This is a genomic window from Lactonifactor longoviformis DSM 17459, from assembly GCF_900129135.1.
Taxonomy (GTDB): domain Bacteria; phylum Bacillota; class Clostridia; order Lachnospirales; family Lachnospiraceae; genus Lactonifactor; species Lactonifactor longoviformis.
This window is the reverse complement of the sequence record NZ_FQVI01000028.1, coordinates 18,787-41,704: the sequence shown is the minus strand read 5'-3', so window position 1 is coordinate 41,704 and position 22,918 is coordinate 18,787. Positions and strand designations below refer to the sequence as shown.

The window sequence follows — 22,918 nt, the reverse complement described above, 5'->3', positions numbered from 1 at the left end:
GGGATACAAAAAAGCAGCAGCCGCAGTATGGGTAAGAATAAGAAAATTGATACAAGTTTGAAGTATATCAAACAAGATTGACAAACGAAGTAGTTTTATATATAATTTATGTTATATAACGATAATTATATAAGGAGGAAACTATCGTGCCACCTAAAGCTAAAGTTACAAAAGATATGGTTATAGACGCCGCCTTTGAAGTTGTCCGTGAGGTCGGTGCTGAAAACATCAATGCACGAACAATCGCCAACAAGCTAAACTGTTCTACTCAGCCTGTTATGTATCATTTTGCAAAAATGGAAGATTTGAAAAAGGCTTCTTACGCAAAAGCGGATAGTTTTCATACGGAATATCTGATGAATATAGACAATCCGAAGGAAGGAATAATGCTTGGGATAGGGCTTAATTATATTCGTTTTGCCATGCAAGAGCCAAATTTGTTCCGCTTCTTGTTTCAGTCGGGGTTTGCGGTGGAAAATAGCTTGCTTGAAATGATTGACTCGGAAGAACTTATCCCCCTCCTTACTGCTATGCAGGATGCAATGAAAATGAGTATGGAGCAAACAAAAGAGGTATTTGTAACTATTGCTTTGTTTGCTCACGGGTATGCAAGTATCATTGCCAACAATTCGTTGGAGTATGATGAAAAAGTTGTAGCTTCTCATTTGGAACGGGCATATCGAGGAGCCGTATTAGCCTTACAGGAGGAAACGAAGTGACGAAGTTATATGAGAAAAGCGAGCTGGCCTTTGCACTTGTCTGGATTGGAATTTATTGTGTTTTGCAATCCTTAGCCAACCCGCTAAATGAAATAATTGGAATTGAGAAATCTGCAAGTGCTGTTTTCTGCATCATACAGGCTGTTGTATTGTTTGTCTTTATGCAAAAAAACGGACTACTCCAAAAATACGGGCTTTGCAGGCCCTATGCATCAGCCCGTCGGTTTCTTTATTACATTCCGCTTTTTATCTTGGCTACAAGTAATCTTTGGAATGGGGTTACGGTGAATTATCCCTGGCTGGAAATGGTTTGCCATATCGGTTTAATGATTTGCGTGGGGTTTATAGAAGAAGTTATTTTCCGAGGCTTTCTCTTTAGTGCGATTGCTAAAGATAATGTAAAAACTGCAATCATCATTTCGAGTGTTACATTTGGCATCGGACATTTAGTGAATTTAGTAAATGGCAGCGGTATGGAACTTACGGCAAACCTGTTCCAAATTGTGGGGGCAATTGCCTTTGGTTTTTTGTTTGTAATTTTGTTTTACCGTGGCGGGAGTTTGCTTCCCTGTATCATTACTCATTCTGCGATAAATATACTTAGTGCTTTTGCAAATGAAACAGGTCTAACCGTAGAGAGGCGTATGGCTTTCGCTTTGATGGAATGTGTCATTATCGCTGTCTATGTCTTAATTCTTATAAAAACGCTGCCGAAAAAGCAGGAGATAAATGCTGATAAGAAATAATTTGAATCACTTCGCTGCTTATCTGATGCCGCAGCACAGGCCTGTTTATCTGTACTGCGGCACCCTTTTATATCTGCAGATTCTTAATCGTCCTGTCCAGCGCCTCATAAAACCCTGCAATCTGTAATCCGTCAACCAGGGCATGATGACAGAGCACAGAGACTGGGATCACGGTCTCTTCATGAAGCACAGAGTATCTGCCCCAAGTAATCCTCGGATTGCTGTCGGCCGGCATGGGAACAGGCTGAATAAAAGAAGTATAGGTAAACCATGGCAGCGTGGATATAAAAATCAGTTCATTCCCGTCTTCCTCGTTATCCTCCACAGATCTTGCCTCCTTTGCCTGAGCCTGTTCCGAAACAGCATAGGGCAGATACTGGGAAAATGGCATATTGCTGTCAAGGGTACAGTAGCAGTAGGTACCGTCCTCCAAAGCTACGGTGTGGGAGGTTCTGCAGTTTTCATATTCTATAATACCATCTTTGAAGATTCTCTGGCGGAATTCCGGTATTTCGTTGGCCGCTTTTGAGATACAGTAGCAAAAGGTTAGAAAAAACGGTAGCTTCTTTTCTTTTATTTTCTTTAAGAAGTCAGTAATTGTCACATTTACAGTGACTCCCACATAGGGGTATGCCAGACTGTTAAAGTAGTCAAAATGCTTTTTCCTTTTATAAGAATTCATATCTAGATATTGATATTTCATATTAATTTATCCCTTCGAATGTTTATAATAATCCAAAACTGCCTGGGCTGTGTGATTATCGGTAATCAGAGTATTAATACACCCGCAGTTAAGAGCAGCTACGATGGCTTTAATTTTATTGCTGCCCGAGGCAACGGCAACGGTATTAGGAATCTTTTTCAAATCCTGGATGGATGTGGTAATGATTCTGTCATTCAGCCAGTTCCCGTCATAACTCCCGTTTTCTTTTATGAGATTTACATTTACATCTGCACAGAAACCGTCTTTTAGAAGCCTTTGGATAAGATCTGTATCAATAAGGTTCCGCCTGAACAGACTAGAGGTTTCATTCAATTCGCCGATTCCCACAACGGCAATATCGCACTGCTTGATCAATTCAAATACTTTTAGGATGCGGGTTTCCTTCAGCAGATACTTTTTTGTCTGCGGGGAATCCACAAACAGGGGCGCATACAGCATATAGCAGGGGCAGGATAGTTTTTCCGACAGACTGCGGGCGATCTCGTCAGATTTTAAGAGCGGTTCATCCAGATTCTGCACCCCCATGAGCTGCACCACCCTGCAGCGGTTCTTTTGCCGGAAAGGCATATTTTTTATAACACCTGATATGGTATTGCCCCAGGTGACTCCGATTATGCTGTCGGCCCGTATGGTTTCTTCCAGATAACGGGCAGCGGCCGCTATTACATTTCTCCAGCAGAGCAGATCGCTCTCATCCTCAAAACATTCAGCGACGATGGCCTGGTTGATCTGAAATACTTCGGCCAGCTCATTCTCCAAAGCCAGGCTTCGCTCTTCGAATTGATTCACGCTTATAGTGATCATGTCCAGGTCAACGAGAGAGTGTATCACCTGATTCACTTTCTGGCGCGTCATAAAAAGGCGTTTGGCAATCTCATCCTGTGTAAGTCCCAGGACATAATACATATGTGCAATTTTCAAATACTGCTTTTTAGTATCCATATGCGTATCCACGTACTCCTATGTTCCGACTGCCTTCCGGTGGTTCCTCTGTTATACACGGCCAATCCGGAAGGTGTCTGATTCTATTTTGTATTATATAGGATGCGGAAAACGCATGTCAATACATATTGGCATGACCTATTTTGTGCAATTTTCACACATCTTAGAAGTTTTGTGTGAAATGATAGAAAAGTATTGCGTTTATATTACTTTAATGCTATAATGACAAATGTAAAATAAAAATACAAATGTAAGAATGGAAGGAGGAAACCTGAAATGAAAATGCACAGTGAGCGGGAAGCGGTTGCTGCATACTGCAGAAAATTGACAGAGCTGGGTCTGACCCGGGGAACGGGGGGGAATATCAGCATTTATGACAGGGAACTGAAAACCTTTGCCATAAGTCCCAGCGGGATGGACTATTTTCAAATGAAACCGGAGGACGTAGTGGTGATGGGCAGAGACGGTGAGCATATTGAGGGTATGAGAAAACCATCTACAGAGGTAGAACTGCACCGTATTTTCTATGAAAAAAGAGAGGATATCAATGCAGTGATTCACACACATTCCGTATACTGTACCGTTTTGGGAGTGCTGCGGGAGTCCCTTCCTCCTTCCAGTTATCTGGTTGCCTATGCCGGCACAGGCGTGCGCTGTGCATCATATGCCACATTCGGAACCAGAGAATTAGCGGAGAATGTATATGAAGCTATGAAAGATCGGTATGCCGCCCTGATGGCAAACCATGGACTGCTGGCAGGGGGGAAAGACATTGAGGATGCATTTACAGTGGCAGAGGAGATAGAGTTCTGTGCGGAGACTTATATAAAGGCCAGGATGACAGGAGATCCGGTGCTGCTGGAACAGGAAGAAATGACGGAAATGGTTTCCCGGATACGTGACAAATATGGACAGAACAGGAAATAATGAGAGAAGACAGGAGGTGTGTGAAAAAAACAGCTGTTAGAAAGGGAGGAACTGGTAACCGCTTCGTTCATGTGTTACACATAGGGAGGAAATGTACATGAGGAAAAAGTGTAAAAGTATTCTTTGTATGGTATTGGCAATGGTTGTGATGTTTACTATGACAGCATGCGGCGGCAGTGAAAAAGAGGAGAAGGACAAATCAGACAGTACACAGGGCAGTGATAGCAAAACGGCGGAAAATGGTGAGTTTTCCTGGGACATGTGTAAAGGGCAGACGATCCAAGTGCTGTTTAATGAGCACCCTTATTCGGCAGCAATCGTAGAACACATAAAGGACTTTGAGGAGCTTACAGGGATCAAAGTGCAGCACAGCACCATTCCGGAGACAAATTATTTTGACAAGGTATCTGTGCTTCTGAACAGCGGCGGGGACAATCTGGATATCTTTATGACAGGGCCTTACCAGATCTGGGAGTACGCAGGTGCAGGCTATATGGAGGATCTTGAGCCTTTCATACAGGATCCGGCTAAAACAGCTCCGGACTGGCAGGCGGAAGATTTTTATCAGACCATTCTGGACTCCGGCCGGTGGGACGGTATCTCCGGACATTCCATGGGAGAAGGTTCTCTGTGGGGGCTTCCCATGGGCTATGAATCGGATGTTTTGGTATACAACAAACGGATTCTTGAGGAACACGGGATCGAAGTACCAAAGACCACAAGTGAGCTTTTGGAAGCAGCTTCAGCACTCCAGGGCCACAGCGGAGAAAATACCTACGGTGTGGCACTGCGGGGGGAATTGGGATGGGCTTCTTTGATCACCGCTTACCAGTGCTTTTATTCTATGTGGGGAGGAAAAGATTTTGCCGCTGAGGGCGGAAAGCTGGCTTCCCAGGTGAACAGCCCGGAAGCGGTAGAAATGACAGATTGGTACGTGAAACTGATACAGCAGGGGGGAAGCCCTACCTGGGCAAAGGCTACCTGGTATGATCTGGTGACGGATATCGGGAATGGGACCGCTGCGATGATGATTGACTCCTCCAGCTGCTGCTTTACCCCCTGCGTTCCGGGTGCCTCCAAGGAGGCTGAGAATCTGGTGGTCACTACAATCCCCCGTCCGGATGGTGCGGGAGAGGATGACGATGCCTACCAGCTGTGGACCTGGTCTCTGGCCATGAATTCTGCTTCAGAGAAAAAGGATGCTTCCTGGCTCTTCCTGCAGTATTTTACCAGTTCTGAGTTCCACGTAAAGGCATTTGAACATGCCCAGACAGTCAATGCACCAAGGCAGTCTACAACGGACAGTGCGTCATATTCCGCTATGGTGGATGCAGTGCAGGGCTATACGGAGGCCACAGAGGCCACGGTGGATGCCACCAAGATGTATTATACCCCGGAGACAGAAGTGTTTAATGTACTTTACGAATGGTGTGCCACCATACAGGAGCTTACGGAGGGCAAGTATGCATCCACCCAGGAAGGGATGGATGAGCTGAAGGAAACTCTGGATAAGATTGTCTCCGGAATAGAAGTAAAGGAATAAGTATTCTCATCCTGAAGATAAAAAGAAAGAAGGGATTCTTATGAAAGAACTGACCAAAAAGCCTTTGCTCGTCAGGATACGGCCGTGGCTGATTCTGCTGCCCACTCTGGTAGTGACGCTGGGCATTTTATATCCCTTTGCTACGGCGATTTATTACTCCTTCACGGACTACAGCTTAAAAAGCACCGCCTATGAGTTTGTGGGGATAAAAAACTGGGTGGAGATGTTTACCGGAAAAGAGTTCTGGCATTCCCTGGGGGTGACATTAAAATATGCGGTCCTGGCAACTGCCCTGGAAATGATACTGGGGATGGTGATTGCCCTGACGCTGAACACGGAAAAGCGGTGGGCAGGCATCCTGAAAGTCATTCTTATTTTTCCCCTGATGGTGGCGCCGGTCATCGCCGTGCTGCTCTGGTCCCTGATGACGAACACCTCCATCGGGATCCTGGAAAAATTCCTGAACCTCTTCGGGGTTTATGCATTTCCCTGGTGGGCGGCCTCCAGCACGGCACTGTTCTCTGTGGTTATGATTGACGTCTGGGTGAATACGCCGTTTGTGCTTCTGCTGGTCCTCGCGGGCCTGCAGGGGCTCCCCAAATCCCCCTATGAGGCGGCGAGGATAGACGGGGGCTCCGCGTGGTTTACCTTTAAAACGTTAACGCTTCCTCTTCTGAAGCCGGTGCTTCTCATCGCGCTGATTTTTAGGATTGTATCCACGGTACAGGAGTTCTCCATCATCTATGCGACCACCAAAGGCGGTCCGGGGGATACGCTGATGAATCTTTCCCTCAGCGCCTATATGGATGGATATACATATTCCAGTATCGGCAGGGCGATTCCTCAGATTCTGGTGCTCTGGATCCTGATAAATGTGATTACGAAAAAATTAGTGGGGGCGTGGCTGAAAGCGAAGTCCGCAAATTGAAAGGAGCCGCTATGGAACAAAAGAAGAGAGGAGAAAAGGCTTTAATGCTGGCGGGAAAAGTATTGCTGGTATTCTACACACTCTTTGCTGTCTTCCCGCTGATATGGATGATTATTATAGCGTTTAAAGGGGATTCTCAGATGTATGACACGCTGTTTATCTTCCATCCCACGCTGGCAAATTTTAAAAATGTACTTACAAAGGGAAGCTATGTAAAAGCCTTTGTAAGCAATCTTATCATCAGCGGCGGCGCTGTCCTGGTGTCGGTACTTGTGGGAGTGCCCGCGGCTTATGCTCTGGCCAGGTATGAATTTAAACATAAAGAAGGGGTTGCATTTACCATCTTATCCTTTAAATTTGCGCCGGAGATACTGATAATTATTCCTGTATTTACAATATTTCAGAAGCTGAAGCTATACGATACCTATTTCGGAATGATATGGATCTACCAGTTTATCGGTCTGCCGCTTCTTATCTGGGTGCTGCGGGGATATTTTGAGGATATTCCCGTGGAGATGGAGCGGGCGGCAGAGCTGGACGGCTACAGCAAGAGAGAAATCTTTTTCAAAATGCTGATTCCTCTTATACGGCCCGGGCTGGTAGCTGCGGCGCTTCTGTCCTTTATATTCTGCTGGAATAACTTTACCTTTGGGCTTATGCTGTGTGGGTTTAAGATTCAGACAATCACGGTATCTGCCCTGACCTATATTTCCACCAGTACCATTCACTACGGGCAGATGGCTGTGGTATCTGTGATTGCGATCATCCCGGAGATTATCATGTGCCTCTGCATACAGAAGCATCTGGTGAGGGGACTGAGTTTTGGGGCTGTGAAAGGTTAGGTGAGAAACGTGGCAAAAGTTACGGTTGAAAATTTAACAAAGAAGTACGGAAAGACAACGGCAGTCAGAAATATTTCCTTCGACCTGGAGGACAATGAGTTTTTTGTCCTGTTCGGTCCTGCCGGAGCAGGGAAAACCACCATTTTAAATATGATAGCAGGGATCGGAGACCCCGATGAGGGCAGGATTTGCTTTGACGGACAGAGCATGAATTTTATAGAGTCCTCCAAAAGGAATGTAGCTATGGTGTTTGAGAATTATGCCCTGTATCCTCATCTGACCATATACGAGAATATTGCGTCTTCTATGAGAACAAAGGCTCACAGAGAGCCGGAAGAGGTGATCGACCGGGAGGTAAAGCGGATCGCCTCCCTGCTCAGACTAGAGGGGCTTCTAGACAGGAAGCCTTCCCAGGTGAGCAACGGACAGAAGCAGAGGGCAGCCCTTGGAAGGGCTATGGTGAGAAAACCAAATATATTTCTCATGGATGAACCGCTGGCCCACCTGGACGCCAAGCTGCGCAACGCTATGCGGAAAGAGCTGAAGGCAATGCAGGATAAGCTGCAGACAACAACACTGTATGTGACACATGATTATGCGGAAGCTATGAGTCTGGGAGACAGGATCGCGGTGATACACCAGGGAGAGATCTGTCAGATTGGGACAGCAGAAGAGGTTTATAATATGCCCGCCACTGAGTTTGTAGCCAGGATGTTCGGGGACAGTGAGATTAATATTCTGCAGGGGGTTCTTCGCAGGGAGGACAGTACCCTGAAGCTGGTGCTTCCCCTGAGCAATCGTTCTTATGAGCTTCCCCGGCATACGGCTGAAGTTCTGGAGGCATCCGGCAGGAAACAGGTGGATGTAGGGCTTCGAAGCAGTGCGGTGCGCTATAGCTGGCGGCCTGAGGAGGGATATGTAAAAGGAACCGTCTATACCATGGAACCCCTGGGAAATAAAGTAGAGCTGACTGTGAAAACGGAGGGCGGAGCTGTCCGGCTGATGGTGCCCGTAACAGAAACCCCGGATGTGGATGAAACCATTTATCTTGCCTTTGACGTATCGGGAGGAATATATTTTGACAGTGACAGCAAGGAATATATTGTCTGTCAGAAGGAAACGGCGGGAAAGGAGGGGAAGCGTTGAATCATCTGGTGCTGAAACATATCTATAAGAAATACAGCAATGGGGCAGATGCTCCCTATGCGGTGAAGGATCTTTCCCTGGAAATCCCGGAGGGCTCCTTTGTGGGCATCCTGGGCCCCTCCGGGTGCGGGAAATCCACAACCCTCCGCATGGTGGCGGGGCTGGAAGAGATTACTGCGGGGGATCTGGAAATTGCAGGGAAAAAGTGCAACCATGTCCCGTCCAAGGACAGGGGAGTGGGACTTGCCTTTGAAGAGTACGCCCTTTATCCCCCGCTCACAGTATACGACAATATTGCATTTTGTCTCAGAGCAAAAAAGGTGCCCAAAGCAGAAGTGGACCAGAGAGTCAGGGCCATTGCGGCCACCATGAAGGTGGAGGAGCTTCTGAAGGAAAAAGTAGGCGGCTTGAGCGGCGGCCAGAAACAAAGAGTCAACATTGCCAGGGCACTGGTTCGAAATCCCAAAATTCTTCTCCTGGACGAACCCCTTTCTCATCTGGATCAAAAGATGCGGCAGATTCTGAGAAGGGAAATAAAGAAGCTTCATAATGAGATTAAATGCACGACGATCCTGGTGACGCACGATCAGATGGAGGCACTTTCCCTGGCCGACTATATTGCTGTGATGGATCAGGGGGTGCTGAAGCAGTTCGGCACTCCGAAGGAAATCTATAATGAGCCTGCCAATGTATTTGTAGCAGATTTTATCGGGGAACCTCCCATGAATCTGCTGACAGTTACCGCGAACACAGAAGGGGACGGCACTGCATTTTTTGAGATGGAGGATGGCAGCTGTATCCGGGTACCAAAGAGGCTGCAGAGAAATATTGAGGATAAGGGCCGCTATATCATGGGAATCCGTCCCACAGATATGGCGCTTACAGACAGAAGAGATTTTGACTGGGAATGTGAGGTGGATGTGTTTGAGGACCTGGGGGAGGAGAGGACGATCAGCATCCGCATCAGGGAAGATTTTTGTACCATGGTTACCCAGGAAATACAGAAATATAAAAAAGGCGACAGGATACATGTAAAACTGAATCCGGAGCGGGTATATCTTTTTGACAGAGAAACCGGAGAACGTATAGGAAAAGGAGGGTATTATGGGAAAGACGTACAGCCGCAGAGAGCGGGTGGAAACTGCGCTGAATCATCAGACACCGGATCGCTGTCCCTGTGACCTGACGATATCGCCCCCTGCATACCAGGAATTGTGCAGCTATATGGGCATGGCATTTGAACCTTACTGGTGGGACAGCTTTAATCATGCATTTCCATCTCCCGAAATGCTGGAAAAGCTCCATGTGGATGTCATGCACATTCCTGCATACGCATTTGTCCCTAAAGGATTTGATATTCACAGAGATGAGTTTACCGATGCATGGGGTGTGGCAAGGAAAAAAATATGGGACAGTGAAACGGACTTTATGTATATCAATGCAAGTACACCTCTGGCCGGGATCCAGGATGTGGAGGAAGTCTATGCCTACCACTGGCCGGATCCGGAAGAACTCTACGATCCGGATCTGGCGGTTCCCCTGGTAAAAAGTCTTTACCGGGATACGGATTTTGCCCTCACGACCCAGTTTGGGGGGCACCTGTTTGAGATGGGACAGTTTTTGCTGGGGTTTGAGGATTATCTGGCTTATCTGTATACAGAACCGGAGATTGCAGAGGCTATCATGGACAAGACCAGGGAGATACAGATGAAGGTAGAAACGCTGGTGCTGCAGACCATTGGGAAATACCTCACCTATGTGCGCACCTGCGGAGAAGATGTGGGAACACAGAACGGGCCTCTGATCAGTCCGGACTACTATGCTGCAGTGGTAAAGCCGAGGCATCAGGCGGAATGGACCCATATGAAGAGTGAATTCCGGAAACAAAATCCGCAGGGGAAGGTGGCGGTACACACCTGCGGGGGTGTCTATCCATTTATTCAGCACTTTGTCGACGCCGGAGCGGACATCCTGAATCCGGTGCAGCCCACGGCAGCGGGGATGGACACCGCCCGTATCGGCAGAGAATTCGGGGACAGGATATGCTTTCACGGAGGAGTTGACAGCGTGAATGTGCTGATGAACGGAACCACAGAGGAGGTAAAAAGGGAGGTAAAGAAGAGGATTGAAGATCTGGGAGCCCATGGGGGCTATATCTGTGCGCCCTCCCACAACATACAGTCAGGCGTGCCCTGTGAAAATGTAATTGCACTGTACGAAGCTGTGCAGGAATATGGTTCCTATCGGTAGAAAGGAGGGCTTCTCTATGGGCAGGGTTATCATCGGAATGGACTATGGAACAAGCGGTGTAAAGGCTTTGGCCTATGACGGGGCGGAGGAGAAAATCATTGCCTCTGCCTACGAGGAGTATCAGATGCTGGTGCCGGACCGAAACCGTGCGGAACACAATCCCCGGGACTGGTGGGAAGCGTTCTGCCGGATTATAAAGGGGTTTCTCACAGAAAACAGGGTAAAAGGGGAAGAGATTGAGGCCATTTCCCTCAGCTGTCATACCCCCACGCTGACCCCTGTGGATGCGGAGGGGAATCACCTGTACCATGGAATTATCTGGGCAGATGCCAGGGCAGAGGAGGAGTGCAGGGAGATCACAGAAAAGTACGGGAAAGAGATTGCCGGGATTAATCCGGCCAGGATCCGGCCCTATCATATTATATCAAAACTGCTCTGGCTGAAACGGCACGAGCCGGAAATTTATAAAAACACGTATGCGTTTTTAGACAACACGGGGTATATTAATTTCAAATTGACCGGAAAACTGGCTCTGGACCGCTCTCTTGCGGCTAATTATCACTTTTATAATGTACATACCAGGGAATGGGATTCTGACATTGCCAGGAAAGCGGGGGCGGATCTGACAAAGTTTCCCCCGATCTGCAATTGCCAGGATATTGTGGGGACGGTAACGCCTGAGGCCGCCCGTCAGACCGGCTTAAGTGAGAACACCAAAATCGTAGCCGGGATGAGTGATGTTACGGCAGCTGTGCTGGGAATGGGGATCTGCACAGAGGACAGACTTTGTTATTCCTGCGGCACAGGCAGTCATGTGGTGCTTCTTGCAAAGGCATCCAATGGACAGGAAAGGTTTGCAACGGATCCCAGGCTGATTATCCTGGGCTATTCAAATCCGGATTATATGGTGAACATCGGCGTGATCTCCAATACCGGAGGTGCCATGAAGTGGATGCGAAACGCGCTCTGCCGGCAGGAGATGGCTTTTTGCCAGGATCTGAACAAAGACGTGTATGACCTTATGAGTGAGGAGGCAAAACAGGCGGATCCGGGCTGCGGCGGACTGCTTTTCCTTCCCTACGTGGCTGGGGAATTGTGTCCTCTCTATAATCCCAACGCGAGAGGATGCTTTTTCGGTATCTCTACGGTAACGGATAAACCGGAGATGATACGCGCGGTAATGGAGGGGACAGCGTGCTCTGCCCGCCAGGTCATGGAGTTGGTCATGAGCACCCAAAAGGGCAGGGAGAAGGGTGATATCCAGGAAATTGTAGTCACCGGAGGTCCTACAAAAAGCAGTCTCTGGATGCAGATTCTCTGCAATGTGATAGGGATCCCCATTGTGACGCTGGAAAAAGCAGAGGGCGGTCCGGTAGGCGATCTGATTCTGGCAGGCTGCGCCGCGGGCATGTTTTCCACCCAGAAGGAGGGGGCAGAGAGGTTTGCCAGAGTACACCGCAGATTTTATCCGGAAGAGGAAACGGTGCGCTTATATGAACAGGTGTACCGCAGATTTCTGAGACTGCAGGAAGCGGTAATGCCGTGCTTTGATACGCCGTGAGACCGGCAGAGAAGGCGGCCGGAATAACAAAGGGAGGTACAGGAATGAAGATAGTGAATATCGGCGATGTGTTGCTTCGCCCGGAAATGATGGAAAAGGCCCTGGTGGGGTTTGAACGGTATAAGGAAAAGGAATCCTTTTTCTTCGGGCCCTCCACGCAGTCAGAGATGCGGGCTTATATTAAGCATATGGAAGCAGTGGGCTCCAGGTGTGTTCCTCTTCCGCCGGAGATTCTGGAGGCATGCCGGGATGCGGATGTGCTCCAGGTGCATCAGGGCCCGGTCCCTTCTGAAATCTTTGAAACAGCCGGGAAGCTGAAGCTTGTTCTGGTGAACCGCGGCGGGATAGAGAATATCGACATGGAGGCAGCCTGCAGGGCAGGGGTTCCGGTATTGGCCAACCCGGCCCACAATGCTAACTCTGTGGCCGAATTAACCATTGGGCTTATGATTGCAGAGACCAGGAATATCGGCCGCTGCCATGCCTCCATGTCTGTTCTGCATAAATGGCGGGAAACCTGCCCGAACTCCGGCCGCTGCCACGAACTAAAGGGAAGAACCGTGGGCCTGGTGGGCTTTGGCACCATAGGGCGCATTGTGGCACAGCTTTTGCAGGCATTTCAGGTTCATCTGCTGGTGTACGATCCTTATATAGAGCCGGAAAAGATTGCAGCCGTGGGCGGGACTTCTGTAAGTCTGGAGATGCTTCTGCAGAACAGCGATATCGTATCTCTCCACGCCAGGGTTTCTGAATCTACCAGAGGGATGATGGGGGAAGCAGAATTCCGGATGATGAAGCCGACGGCGGTATTTATCAATACGGCCCGTGCTCCCCTGGTGGACACAGACGCATTGTACAAAGCTCTGAGAGAGCAGTGGATCACCGGTGCGGCCCTGGACAGCTATCACATAGAGCCAATCCCTGAGGATGACAGATTCCTGAGGCTGGACAATGTTACTTTTTGCTGCCATAAGGGAGGGGATACGGTGGAATCCTTTGAAAACAGCCCCTATATGGTGCTTTCTGAGGCTGAGAGATTTTTTGGCGGGGAACTCCCCCGATTTCTTATGAATCCCCAGGTTCTTAAGGACCGGGGAATCTCCGGATGTGAAGAGAAGGAAGGGTAAAGATGAGAGCAGAGCATATTTATAGTCTATATGAAGATATCCGGGAAAAAGATTATGTCATTGCCAGCTACTATATGGAGCTGTTTCCCAGAGAAGATCCCTACGAAAAAGCGAAAAAATTTGCTGTGGGACAGACCATCGGAACCTGGGTGCCGGTACCCGGGATTACCGAAAAAATGCGGGAAAAGTATATGGGAAAGGTGATTCAGATCTATGATATTCCTCCTGCAGATCTGTCCGTGCAGATGGAAAAGGAGGAAACCTGGCCTTATATCATTCAGATTGCATACCCCATAGAACACTTTCAAAAGCAGTTCCCGCTGCTGCTTACCACCTTGCTGGGCAATGACGCTTCCACCTCAGCCCAGGCAAAACTGGTAGATCTGCAGCTGCCTAAAAAGCTGCTTCAGGAATTTTCGGGTCCCCGTTTCGGTATACAGGGGCTTCGCAGCCTGTGTGCGGTGGAATCCCGCCCCATGCTGTTAAATATGATAAAGCCCTGTACAGGATTCACACCGGATGTAGGGGCAAAAATCTTTTATGAGACTGCCCTTGGGGGTGTGGACTTTATAAAAGACGATGAGCTGTTGGGGAATCCGTACTACTGTCCCCTTGAGGAACGGATCCGTGCCTACGAGAAAGCCTCAGAAGCTGCCTATGAGAGAAGCGGGAAAAAAACCATATACATACCCAACATTACAGACAATGCCGGCCGTCTCCTTGACAATGGGAGAAGAGCGGCTTCGGCCGGGGCCCGTATGGTGATGGTTAATTTTGCGGCAGTGGGCTACAGCATGCTTCAGGCCCTGACAGAAGCCTTAGAGATTCCGGTATTTGGCCATTACGCAGGGAGCGGCCCTCTGTATGAGGGGAGGGACACGGGAATCAGTTCCCCCCTGGCGGTGGGAAAACTGCCCAGGCTTCTGGGCGCCGACGGGGTGATGATCAATACGCCCTATGGGGGCTACCCGTTAAAAAGGCAGAAATATCTTCGTACCCACCATGAGCTGTCGCTGCCGCTGGGACATATCAAGCCGGCGCTGACTACAGTTGGGGGAGGAGTGAATCCGGGGTTTGCAGGAAAGCTGGTAAAGGATCTGGGAAGGGATATCATGCTGGCTCCGGGGGGAGCCGTTCAGGGACATCCCATGGGTGCAGCCGCCGGGGTGAGAGCTATGCTGCAGGCGATAGAGGCCCAGGAAAAAGGCATTTCCATAGACGAAGCGGCAAAGGAACACGAGGAATTAAAAAAGGCTGTGGAGCTGTGGGGGTATCTGCCCGTTTGAGCAGAGACACCGTGATGAAGAGGAAAGGAGTCTGTCATGAAAGGGTTAGAAAAATTGTACATAGGAACCAATACCAAGATGTACAAGACCATTGCCAATACCAAAGAATATGTAAGCAGGCTGGGGGCTTTGTCCAAAGAGGAAGACGGAGAGGATATGGAATTGTTTGTAATGCCCTCTTTTACTGCTCTGCCTGAGGCAGTTAAAACAGCGGAAGGGTCTCCCGTCCGGATCGGCGCACAGAATATGTGCTGGGAGCCCGAGGGACAGTATACGGGGGAGATCTCCCCGGTAATGCTAAGGGAGCTTGGAATTTCCCTGGTAATGGCCGGCCACTCAGAGCGGCGCCATGTGTTTGGAGAACAGGACAGAGAAATCAATAAAAAGGTTATCAGCGGTCTGAAGATGGGATTTACGGTGCTTCTCTGCATAGGGGAGGAAAAGGAGGAAAAGGATGCCGGTGCTGCGGATGCACTGCTCCGCCTCCAGCTGAGACGGGATTTGTACGGGATAGAACCCGGGACTGAGGCAAATCTGTGGATTGCCTATGAGCCGGTGTGGGCCATAGGGAAAGAGGGTGTGCCAGCATCCGCAGAGTACGCAAAGGAGAGGCATCAAGAGATTAAGACATGCCTCACAGAGATTTTCGGGGAGACAGGAAAAGAAATCCCCGTACTCTACGGGGGCAGTGTGAATCCCCGAAATGCCGGGGAACTTATAGAAAAGGAGCATATTGACGGCCTGTTCATCGGAAGGAGTGCCTGGAATGCAGATGACTTCTGGGCGCTTATTCGGGAAGTAAAGCCATTATTTCACAGGAAAAGGGAGAGGTGACAGATGCTGTGAGAGAGATTGTAATAGGAAATGATAATGCGGCGGTAGAGCTTAAAATTACCATCGCTGCATACCTGAGGAGCCTGGGTGTCCATGTGGAGGATATGGGGTGTTCTTCCCCGGAGGATAATACCTATTATCCTCTGATCGCCGAGCGGGTGTGTCAGGAGATTATAGACAGCGGATATGAAAAGAGGGGAATCTTAATCTGCGGAACCGGAGTGGGGATGGCGATAGCCGCCAATAAGTGCAGGGGAATACGGGCGGCTGTGTGCCACGATATATTCTCCACAGAGCGTTCCATTTTAAGCAACAATGGAAATGTGATGTGCATGGGGGCCAGGGTCATCGGACCGGAACTGGCAAAGAAGCTGGTCCGCACATGGATTGGGCTGGAGTTTCAGGATGGTTCTTCCACCCCTAAGGTGGAAGCTATCCGGACACTGGAGAGAAAACACATGAAAGAATAGCAGACAGAAGGCAGGCAATCGCCTGCCTTCTGTCTGCTATTCTTTCATGTGATTGACAATTATTGCCTGAAATAGTATGATGAACCTATAAAATTTACGTAAAAAACGGGAATGGGAGAGGGAAGAATGGGTGTTACAATTAAAGAAATAGCAGAGGAGGCAGGCGTCTCCATTGCTACAGTGTCCCACGCACTGAATAAAACCCGCTATGTCAGCCCTGAGATATCCGACAGGGTTCTGGCTATTGCACGGAAAAAGGGATATAAGGCAAAGCACGGGGTGAGTGAAAAAACCCGGAAGTATAAATTAGGAAAAATGTCCGAGATAGCTCTGGTGATACCCAATACCTTCAGTGTAGTGTATACGCGTCTGATCGCGGTTCTCTCCAAACTGGTGGATGAAGAGGGCTATACGCTGTCTATATACCTTTCTGACGGGGAACCGGAACAGGAGCGGCACATTCTGAACGAGATTATATCCAACCGCAGAATTGCCGGGGTCATACTCTGCCCCGCAGATTCCGGAAAAAAACATTATCAGAAGCTGATGAACTGCGGCAGGCCTTTTGTATGTCTGGAGCGGATGATTGAAGGAGAGGAAGCCGATGCGGTTATCTCTGATAATGTACAGGGACTGAGGACCGGCACGGAGCATCTGATCAAATGCGGCCATGAGAGAATCGCATTGCTCTTGGAAGACAAAACCCTGAGTACGGTAAAGGACAGAAGGGAAGGTTATCTGCAGGCATTAAAAGAATATGATGTGCCCTGCGACGAAGAGCTGATCGCCTGTGTAGGCCTGGAGGACGGGGAAGAGGCTAAGGAGTCCATCAAAGCATTTATCAAAAGAATGTCGCCCACTGCGATTCTGGCCGGAGGCAACACGCTTACGCTGAGATGCCTGAAGGCTATGGGAGAGATGGGGCTGGAGTGCCCAAAGGATATCTCCATCGTAGGATTCGGAGATGACAAATGGTGTGAACTTATAACTCCGGCGCTGACTACCCTGATACAGGACACGGAGGAGATTGGAAGAAAGACAGTGCGCCTCCTGCTCAATAAAATAGAAGGGGTTTCCCAGGAGAGGCACGCTGCACAGAAGATTGTGGTTCCCATGGAATTATCGGTACGCAAATCCACTTTGAACATCGCCCGGGGTCCTTTTGGGGAAAAGGTGGTGTATCCCGAGGAAAATTTCCTTTCGGAGGAAGATCTTGAAGTTCTGAAAAACGGAAACTATACGGTAGGCATTTCTTTTCATTATACAGGAAATGAATGGACAAGGCTTCACGAAAAGGCGATCAAAGATACTCTGAACAATATGGGTGTCCGGGTACTTTCCGTGACAGATGCCAATTTTGACCCGGATCTGCAGAATACACAGCTGGAAGGTCTGATTATGCAGCATCCGGATGCAATTATCGCCGTACCCACAGATGAGGTGAAAACGGCAGCAAAGTTTAAGGAGCTGGCCGGGCAGACAAAGCTTATCCTGATAAACAATATGCCAAACAGTCTGGGGAAAGAGGAATACAGCTGCTGGCTGTCGGTCAATGAGCGGGAGAACGGTCAGAATGCAGCCAGGATCCTGAGAGAACATTTTCAGGGGCAGGAGAATGTGAAGGTGGGAATGCTGGTTCACGGGGCCCCTTTTTTTGCTACCAAGCAGAGGGACTTTTTTGCAGAGCAGACATTCCTTGAGGATGGTTCGAATATCCGGGTGGTTTCCAAGCGGAGCTTTTATCAGATTGACAATGCCTATGAGGTCTGCCGGCGGATGATACAGGATCATCCGGATATTCAGGGGCTCTACATCACCTGGGACAGACCGGCGCTTCAGGCCATCCGGGCTCTGGATGAATTGGGCCGGGAGGATATCGCCATCACGACGACGGATCTGGACTACGAGATTGCAGCCTGCCTGGCAAAGGGAAGATATGTGGTGGGGCTGAGCTCCCAGAGGCCCTACGATCAGGGAATTGCGGTGGCAACGGCAACGGCCAGGGCATTGTTGAGCAAATGCGAACATAAATGTATTGGTGTGCCCCCCTATACGGTTATGGCCGGTAATCTGGACAAGGCATGGAAGGAAATTCTTAAGACAAAGATGCCGGAATTTGAGTCAGCAGCCCCTCAGCAGGCAGGGGGGTATCAATCTTCCGGCGCAGCAGAACAGCGGAGGATTTGACTTGCGCGGGCGCAGTGAGTATGCTGCAGAAGAGCGATGGTTTTGAAGAGATCAGAACCATCGTTTTTTTGTGCAAAAAAACATATTTTACGTAAAAATACGAGAGAAATCTAAGAGGCACGTAAAAAAGAATCCGGAAAAATAGGTAAAACAAGAGAAAGAATTGACAATTTGGCTAAAAAATACGATAATTAAATCACGCAATAGTAAAAAACGCGATAAAATGGTTAAAAAGGAGAAAGCCTATGAAGGTAACACTGCAGGAGATTGCCGAGGAAGTCGGGGTTTCGATTGCAACGGTTTCCTTTGCGCTGAACAGGACAAGATATGTAAGTCCTGAGCTAGTACAAAGAATAGAAGAAGTTGCCAGGGAAAAAGGATATCATACCAAACAGGAAAAACAGGGGAAGCTGCGCAGGGGAAGGCTGTCTGAGATTGCGCTGGTTATCCCAAGTCTGGACAGCAGTTTTTATACCCATGTGATACCTGCGGTATCCAGGAAAGCGCGGGAGCGGGGGTATATGATGGCAGTTTATGTATCTGACAATGACAGAGAGAGGGAGAAGCATATTCTGGACGGAATTATGAGCAGCCGGAGAGTTGCGGGGGTGATTCTCTCCCCCTCCTGCGAGGATGAAAAGGCGTACAGCGGTATCCTTTCCTATGGAATCCCTCTGGTTTTTATCGAACGGATGCTTTCCGGAGAGGCAGCGGACAGTGTCATATCCGATAATGCAGAGGGAATACGAAGAGCTGCGGAGTACTTAATCAAGTGCGGACATGAGAAAATTGTTCTTCTTCTGGAAAAACGCCACCTGTCATCGGTGGATGAGAGAAAAAAGGGATATGACATGGCACTGAATCAGTATGGCCTGTCCGGCAGCGAGGATATGGTGGTTGGCGTTATGCTGCAGGAGAAAGAAAGCACTATGGAAACGATTGCTAAGGTACTGCGGGAGAAGAGAGCAACTGCAGTATTGGCAGGCGGAAACGTGCTCACGCTTTATCTGCTGGAGGTTATCTCGAAGTTAGGAATCAACTGTCCGGAAGAGCTTTCTGTGATCGGATTTGGGGACGGAGACTGGTGCGGACTGGTGAAGCCTCCCCTTACCGTGCTGAAGCAGGATATTGATAAGATTGCGGAGGAAACAGTGGCGTACATAACAGATGAAAAAGGAGGCAGACGGGAAAAAAAGATCAAACGGATTCCCATGGAATTCTGCATCAGAAATTCCGTGCAGAATATTGCGAGAGGACCCTTCGGCGAGAGGGCGGTATATCCGGAGGAAATTGTGCTGTCGGAGGAGGATGAACGGCTGCTTAAGAGCGGAAATTACCGGGTGGCCCTGGCGTTTCACTACAGCGGCGACGAGTGGACATCACTTCATGAGAAGGCCATATTGGAGACGCTCAGCGGATATGGGATTCATGTTCTGACGGTCACGGATGCCCACTTTGATCCGGAACTGCAGAAGACCCAGCTGGAAGGGATTATGATGCAGAAGCCGGATGCAGTGATAGCAGTACCTGTGGACGAGGAAAAAACTTCCGGCATTTTTCAGGAGGTTGCCAAAAAGACGAGGCTGATTTTGATTAACAGTATGCCGAGAAGCCTGAAAAAGGAAGATTATGCCTGCTGGATCTCGGTAAATGAAAGAGAAAACGGGCAAAATGCTGCCAGGATCCTGGGCGATCATTTTTTGGGAAAGGATAACGCAAAGGTAGGGCTGCTGGTGCACGGGGCGGAATACTTTGCAACGCGGCAGAGAGACTTTTTTGCTGAAGAGACCCTTCGGGATCAGTATCCTGCTATAGAGATTGTGAATAAAAAAAGTTTTGGCTGTATAGAGAATGCGTACGAGGCTTGCCGGAGGATGATAGAGGAGACGCCGGAGATAGAAGGGCTCTATGTCACCTGGGAGCGTCCGGCCCTGGAGGCCATCAGGGCGCTGAAGGACCTGAGGAGAAGGGATGTAGTAATATCCACTACCGATCTGGATTATGAGATTGCATCTTACATGGCAAAAGGGGAAATGGTAATCGGGCTTAGTTCCCAGCGGCCTTATGATCAGGGGGTGGTTGCTGCAGTGGCGGCGGCAAAGGCTCTTTTGGGAAGATGTGACAGTAAATGCATAGGAGTCCCCCCTTATCGGGTGGAAGCAGAAAAGCTGGAAAGGGCATGGAAAGATCTGATAAAAACGAAAATGCCGATTTTAGTTAAAAAATAGAAGAAAAAACGTTAAAAATTACGTAAAAATCGTTATAAAATAAACTATATGGTATTTTAAACAAAAATACGTTGACCCCACAGGGGGCGCATGCTATAATTTACCTGTATTTAAGAAAAAACAAACAAAAAATTAGTAAAAATGATTGTACAATCAAAGAAAAAAAGAAACTATTATGTATTTAACTAAAATGTGGAAGGAAGGTTTTCATGTTAGCTGCAAAATTACCGTGTAAAGAAACCATAAAAGTTGTGGAGGAGCCCATTCCCGTACCGAAAAAGGGAGAGGTGTTGATTCGAATGAAGGCGTCAGCCCTGTGCAGAAGCGATTTGCACAGATATCATGGGGTGGCTTTGTTTGATGAGGATGACAAAGAAGCGAATATTACCCCGGGACACGAACCCTGCGGGATAGTAGAGGAGCTGGGAGAGGGCGTAACGAAAGTAAAAAAAGGCGATCGGGTGGCGATTTACCTTGGACTGGGATGCGGGACTTGTCCGGACTGCCTGCGCGGGGATATCATGCTGTGTCCCGAGTTTCGGTGTATTGGATTTGCCGTCAACGGTGCACATGCAGATTATATGACGATTCCGGAAGAGAATTGTCTGCTGCTTCCGGAAGGAATGGATTTTATTACAGGGGCTCTGGCTACGGATGTGGGCGGCACTCTGTACACAGCGTGCAAAAAGATTGAGCTAAACGGGACAAAAACGGTAGTGATCATCGGATGCGGCCCTATGGGAAGCGGAGGAATCCTTATGGCAAAAGGCTTCGGCGCAAGAGTGATTGCTGTTGATACAGATGAAGAACGACTGCAGACAGCTCTGGATCTGGGGGCAGATTACATAATAAATCCCTGCAGCACAGATGGTCCGGCGAGAGTCAGAGAACTGACACAAGGCCGGGGTGCGGATGCTGCTATAGTGACTGCGGGAGGAGATATTCCCCTGAATTCGGCCCTGAATTCTATAAGGACAAAAGGCCAGGTGGCGCTCATCGCAGAGTCTAACCGGGCAGTCATTGACCCGAGCAATCAGTTTGTCCGGACACTGGCGGAACTGAAGGGGTGTTGGTATTTTAACCGGGGAGACTGGGAGGAGATATCGGATTTCATTGTGAATCACGAGATTGATATGAAGAAGATATCCAGTCACACGTTTTCCATCGCAGAGGCAGAGAAGGCTTTCCCGTTGTTTGACTCGGGAAAAACCCAGAAGGTTGTCTTTGTGTGGGAATAGATAGAACAGTAGTAACGAAACAGGAACGAAAACACAGGAGGTATTTTATGAAGAGAAAATTGGCAAGTGTACTTTTAAGCACAGTAGTGGCAGCCAGTCTGCTGGCAGGGTGCGGGGGAAATGAAACGTCCTCTGAAACGTCCGGGAGTGAAAAGACAGCAAAGGAGGAAACGTCGGATAAGACCTACCCGGAGCTGGACCTGAATCCTACCGAAGCTCTGAGTGTGAGCACCGAGGGAATCCAGGCGGCGGCGCCCTCTGCATTTACCCTTACAGACGAGGATATTCAGAAACTGAAGGATGGGAAATATAAGGCGGCTTTCTGCTATCATACACAGAGCGATACCTGCAACCAGACGAAATTGGCAAACGCAAAGAAAATGCTGGAGGACTGGGGAATTGAGACGGTTTCTGTGACAGACGCGAATTTTGACGCAGCAACCCAGACCTCTCAGATCGAAAGTACTATGGCGCTAAAGCCGGATGTTCTTTTTGTTATGCCCTATGATGCGGACGCGTGCGCATCGGCCTTGGATGCCAATGTAAAAGGAACGGATACAAAATTAGTGTTCATGGAAAATGTCGCCACGGGCTATAAGGCAGGCACGGATTATGCGGGCTGCGCCAGCTCCGACAGCTACGGCAACGGAAAGGCCTGCGCAGATATCCTGGCCAAGGAGATTGGATATAAAGGCCAGGTTGGCATGATGTTTTACGATCTGGTATATCCGGTGACCAATGAACGTGACCGGGGATTCCGGGAGACGATAGAGAATTCATATCCGGATATTGAAATTGTAATGGAATCCGGGTTTACCGACCCTAACGATACCGGTACAGTCGCAGATGCTATTCTCGCAAAATATCCGGATATTGACGGCATTTACGCATCCTGGGATATACCGGCCGAGGGAGCCATTGCCTCCGCCCAGTCCGTGGGAAGAGATGACCTGATTATCACCTGCTGCGATCTGGGTGACACCGCAGCGAAGAGTATTGCCACAGACGGTATGATCCGGGGTTCAGGAGCCCCCCGTTCTCCCGAACAGGGCCAGGCGGAAGCGCTTGTAGCAGCCTATGCACTGCTGGGGAAAGAGATGCCCTCTACCTTTGTGACACCTCCTGCGCTGCCTGTAGTAAAGAGTAATCTTCTGGATGCCTATAAGACAAGCTATGGGATTGAGGCTCCTGACTGGCTGCAGGACCTTACAAAATAGAGG

At 48.8% G+C, this 22,918-nt stretch carries 20 protein-coding genes; 18 read left to right on the top strand and 2 right to left on the bottom strand.

The window, feature by feature from the left end:
* The first annotated feature begins 146 nt into the window (after positions 1–146).
* Positions 147–719: a TetR/AcrR family transcriptional regulator gene (locus BUA56_RS18675; protein WP_072854293.1), complete on the top strand. Its 573-nt coding sequence runs from the start codon at positions 147–149 to the stop codon at positions 717–719.
* Positions 716–1,465 (top strand): CPBP family intramembrane glutamic endopeptidase, encoded by a 750-nt coding sequence (locus BUA56_RS18670; protein WP_072854292.1) that lies wholly within the window; start codon positions 716–718, stop codon positions 1,463–1,465. The genes BUA56_RS18675 and BUA56_RS18670 overlap by 4 nt, the downstream gene beginning before the upstream one ends.
* Positions 1,466–1,532: 67 nt before the next feature.
* On the opposite strand, the gene BUA56_RS18665 is transcribed toward BUA56_RS18670, so the two are convergent.
* The gene (locus BUA56_RS18665) at positions 1,533–2,168 is read right to left on the bottom strand and encodes a CatA-like O-acetyltransferase (RefSeq protein ID WP_072854291.1); all 636 of its coding nucleotides are present in this window, start codon (positions 2,166–2,168) and stop codon (positions 1,533–1,535) included.
* Between the two features lie 6 nt (positions 2,169–2,174).
* Complete coding sequence (locus BUA56_RS18660) at positions 2,175–3,131, bottom strand: sugar-binding transcriptional regulator (protein WP_072854290.1); 957 nt, start codon at positions 3,129–3,131, stop codon at positions 2,175–2,177.
* Positions 3,132–3,407: 276 nt separating this feature from the next.
* Here BUA56_RS18660 and BUA56_RS18655 point away from each other — a divergent pair, with 276 nt between their 5' ends.
* The 16 genes from BUA56_RS18655 (at position 3,408) to BUA56_RS18580 (ending at position 22,915) form a co-directional block, all read left to right on the top strand.
* Positions 3,408–4,058 (top strand): L-fuculose-phosphate aldolase, encoded by a 651-nt coding sequence (locus BUA56_RS18655; protein WP_187143930.1) that lies wholly within the window; start codon positions 3,408–3,410, stop codon positions 4,056–4,058.
* A gap of 97 nt (positions 4,059–4,155) precedes the next feature.
* Positions 4,156–5,601, top strand: a complete 1,446-nt coding sequence (locus BUA56_RS18650) for an ABC transporter substrate-binding protein (RefSeq protein WP_158641020.1) — start codon at positions 4,156–4,158, stop codon at positions 5,599–5,601.
* A gap of 40 nt (positions 5,602–5,641) precedes the next feature.
* Complete coding sequence (locus tag BUA56_RS18645) at positions 5,642–6,529, top strand: carbohydrate ABC transporter permease (protein WP_072854288.1); 888 nt, start codon at positions 5,642–5,644, stop codon at positions 6,527–6,529.
* Between the two features lie 11 nt (positions 6,530–6,540).
* Positions 6,541–7,371: a carbohydrate ABC transporter permease gene (locus BUA56_RS18640; RefSeq protein ID WP_072854287.1), complete on the top strand. Its 831-nt coding sequence runs from the start codon at positions 6,541–6,543 to the stop codon at positions 7,369–7,371.
* A gap of 9 nt (positions 7,372–7,380) precedes the next feature.
* A complete protein-coding gene (locus BUA56_RS18635; RefSeq protein ID WP_072854310.1) occupies positions 7,381–8,517 on the top strand; it encodes an ABC transporter ATP-binding protein in 1,137 nt (378 codons plus the stop codon).
* A complete protein-coding gene (locus BUA56_RS18630; RefSeq protein ID WP_072854286.1) occupies positions 8,514–9,698 on the top strand; it encodes an ABC transporter ATP-binding protein in 1,185 nt (394 codons plus the stop codon). The genes BUA56_RS18635 and BUA56_RS18630 overlap by 4 nt, the downstream gene beginning before the upstream one ends.
* Complete coding sequence (locus BUA56_RS18625; protein WP_072854285.1) at positions 9,622–10,767, top strand: uroporphyrinogen decarboxylase family protein; 1,146 nt, start codon at positions 9,622–9,624, stop codon at positions 10,765–10,767. The genes BUA56_RS18630 and BUA56_RS18625 overlap by 77 nt, the downstream gene beginning before the upstream one ends.
* A 16-nt stretch (positions 10,768–10,783) precedes the next feature.
* Positions 10,784–12,328, top strand: a complete 1,545-nt coding sequence (locus BUA56_RS18620) for a xylulokinase (RefSeq protein ID WP_072854284.1) — start codon at positions 10,784–10,786, stop codon at positions 12,326–12,328.
* A gap of 44 nt (positions 12,329–12,372) precedes the next feature.
* On the top strand, positions 12,373–13,455 hold the full coding sequence (locus tag BUA56_RS18615) for a 2-hydroxyacid dehydrogenase (RefSeq protein WP_072854309.1): 1,083 nt from the start codon (positions 12,373–12,375) through the stop codon (positions 13,453–13,455).
* Positions 13,456–13,457: 2 nt separating this feature from the next.
* Positions 13,458–14,741, top strand: coding sequence for a RuBisCO large subunit C-terminal-like domain-containing protein (locus tag BUA56_RS18610; protein ID WP_072854283.1), 1,284 nt, complete (start codon positions 13,458–13,460; stop codon positions 14,739–14,741).
* Positions 14,742–14,777: 36 nt separating this feature from the next.
* Positions 14,778–15,575 carry a triose-phosphate isomerase gene (locus BUA56_RS18605; RefSeq protein WP_072854282.1) on the top strand — a complete coding sequence of 266 codons (798 nt, stop codon included), beginning with the start codon at positions 14,778–14,780 and terminating at the stop codon, positions 15,573–15,575.
* Between the two features lie 8 nt (positions 15,576–15,583).
* Positions 15,584–16,045 carry an RpiB/LacA/LacB family sugar-phosphate isomerase gene (locus tag BUA56_RS18600; protein WP_072854308.1) on the top strand — a complete coding sequence of 154 codons (462 nt, stop codon included), beginning with the start codon at positions 15,584–15,586 and terminating at the stop codon, positions 16,043–16,045.
* A gap of 126 nt (positions 16,046–16,171) precedes the next feature.
* On the top strand, positions 16,172–18,232 hold the full coding sequence (locus BUA56_RS18595; RefSeq protein WP_072854281.1) for a LacI family DNA-binding transcriptional regulator: 2,061 nt from the start codon (positions 16,172–16,174) through the stop codon (positions 18,230–18,232).
* A gap of 245 nt (positions 18,233–18,477) precedes the next feature.
* Positions 18,478–20,460 carry a LacI family DNA-binding transcriptional regulator gene (locus BUA56_RS18590; RefSeq protein WP_072854280.1) on the top strand — a complete coding sequence of 661 codons (1,983 nt, stop codon included), beginning with the start codon at positions 18,478–18,480 and terminating at the stop codon, positions 20,458–20,460.
* 209 nt (positions 20,461–20,669) lie between these two features.
* Entirely contained in the window at positions 20,670–21,698 is a 1,029-nt protein-coding gene (locus BUA56_RS18585; RefSeq protein WP_072854279.1) for an alcohol dehydrogenase catalytic domain-containing protein, read from the top strand.
* A gap of 47 nt (positions 21,699–21,745) precedes the next feature.
* The gene (locus BUA56_RS18580) at positions 21,746–22,915 is read left to right on the top strand and encodes a substrate-binding domain-containing protein (RefSeq protein ID WP_072854278.1); all 1,170 of its coding nucleotides are present in this window, start codon (positions 21,746–21,748) and stop codon (positions 22,913–22,915) included.
* Positions 22,916–22,918: the final 3 nt, after the last annotated feature.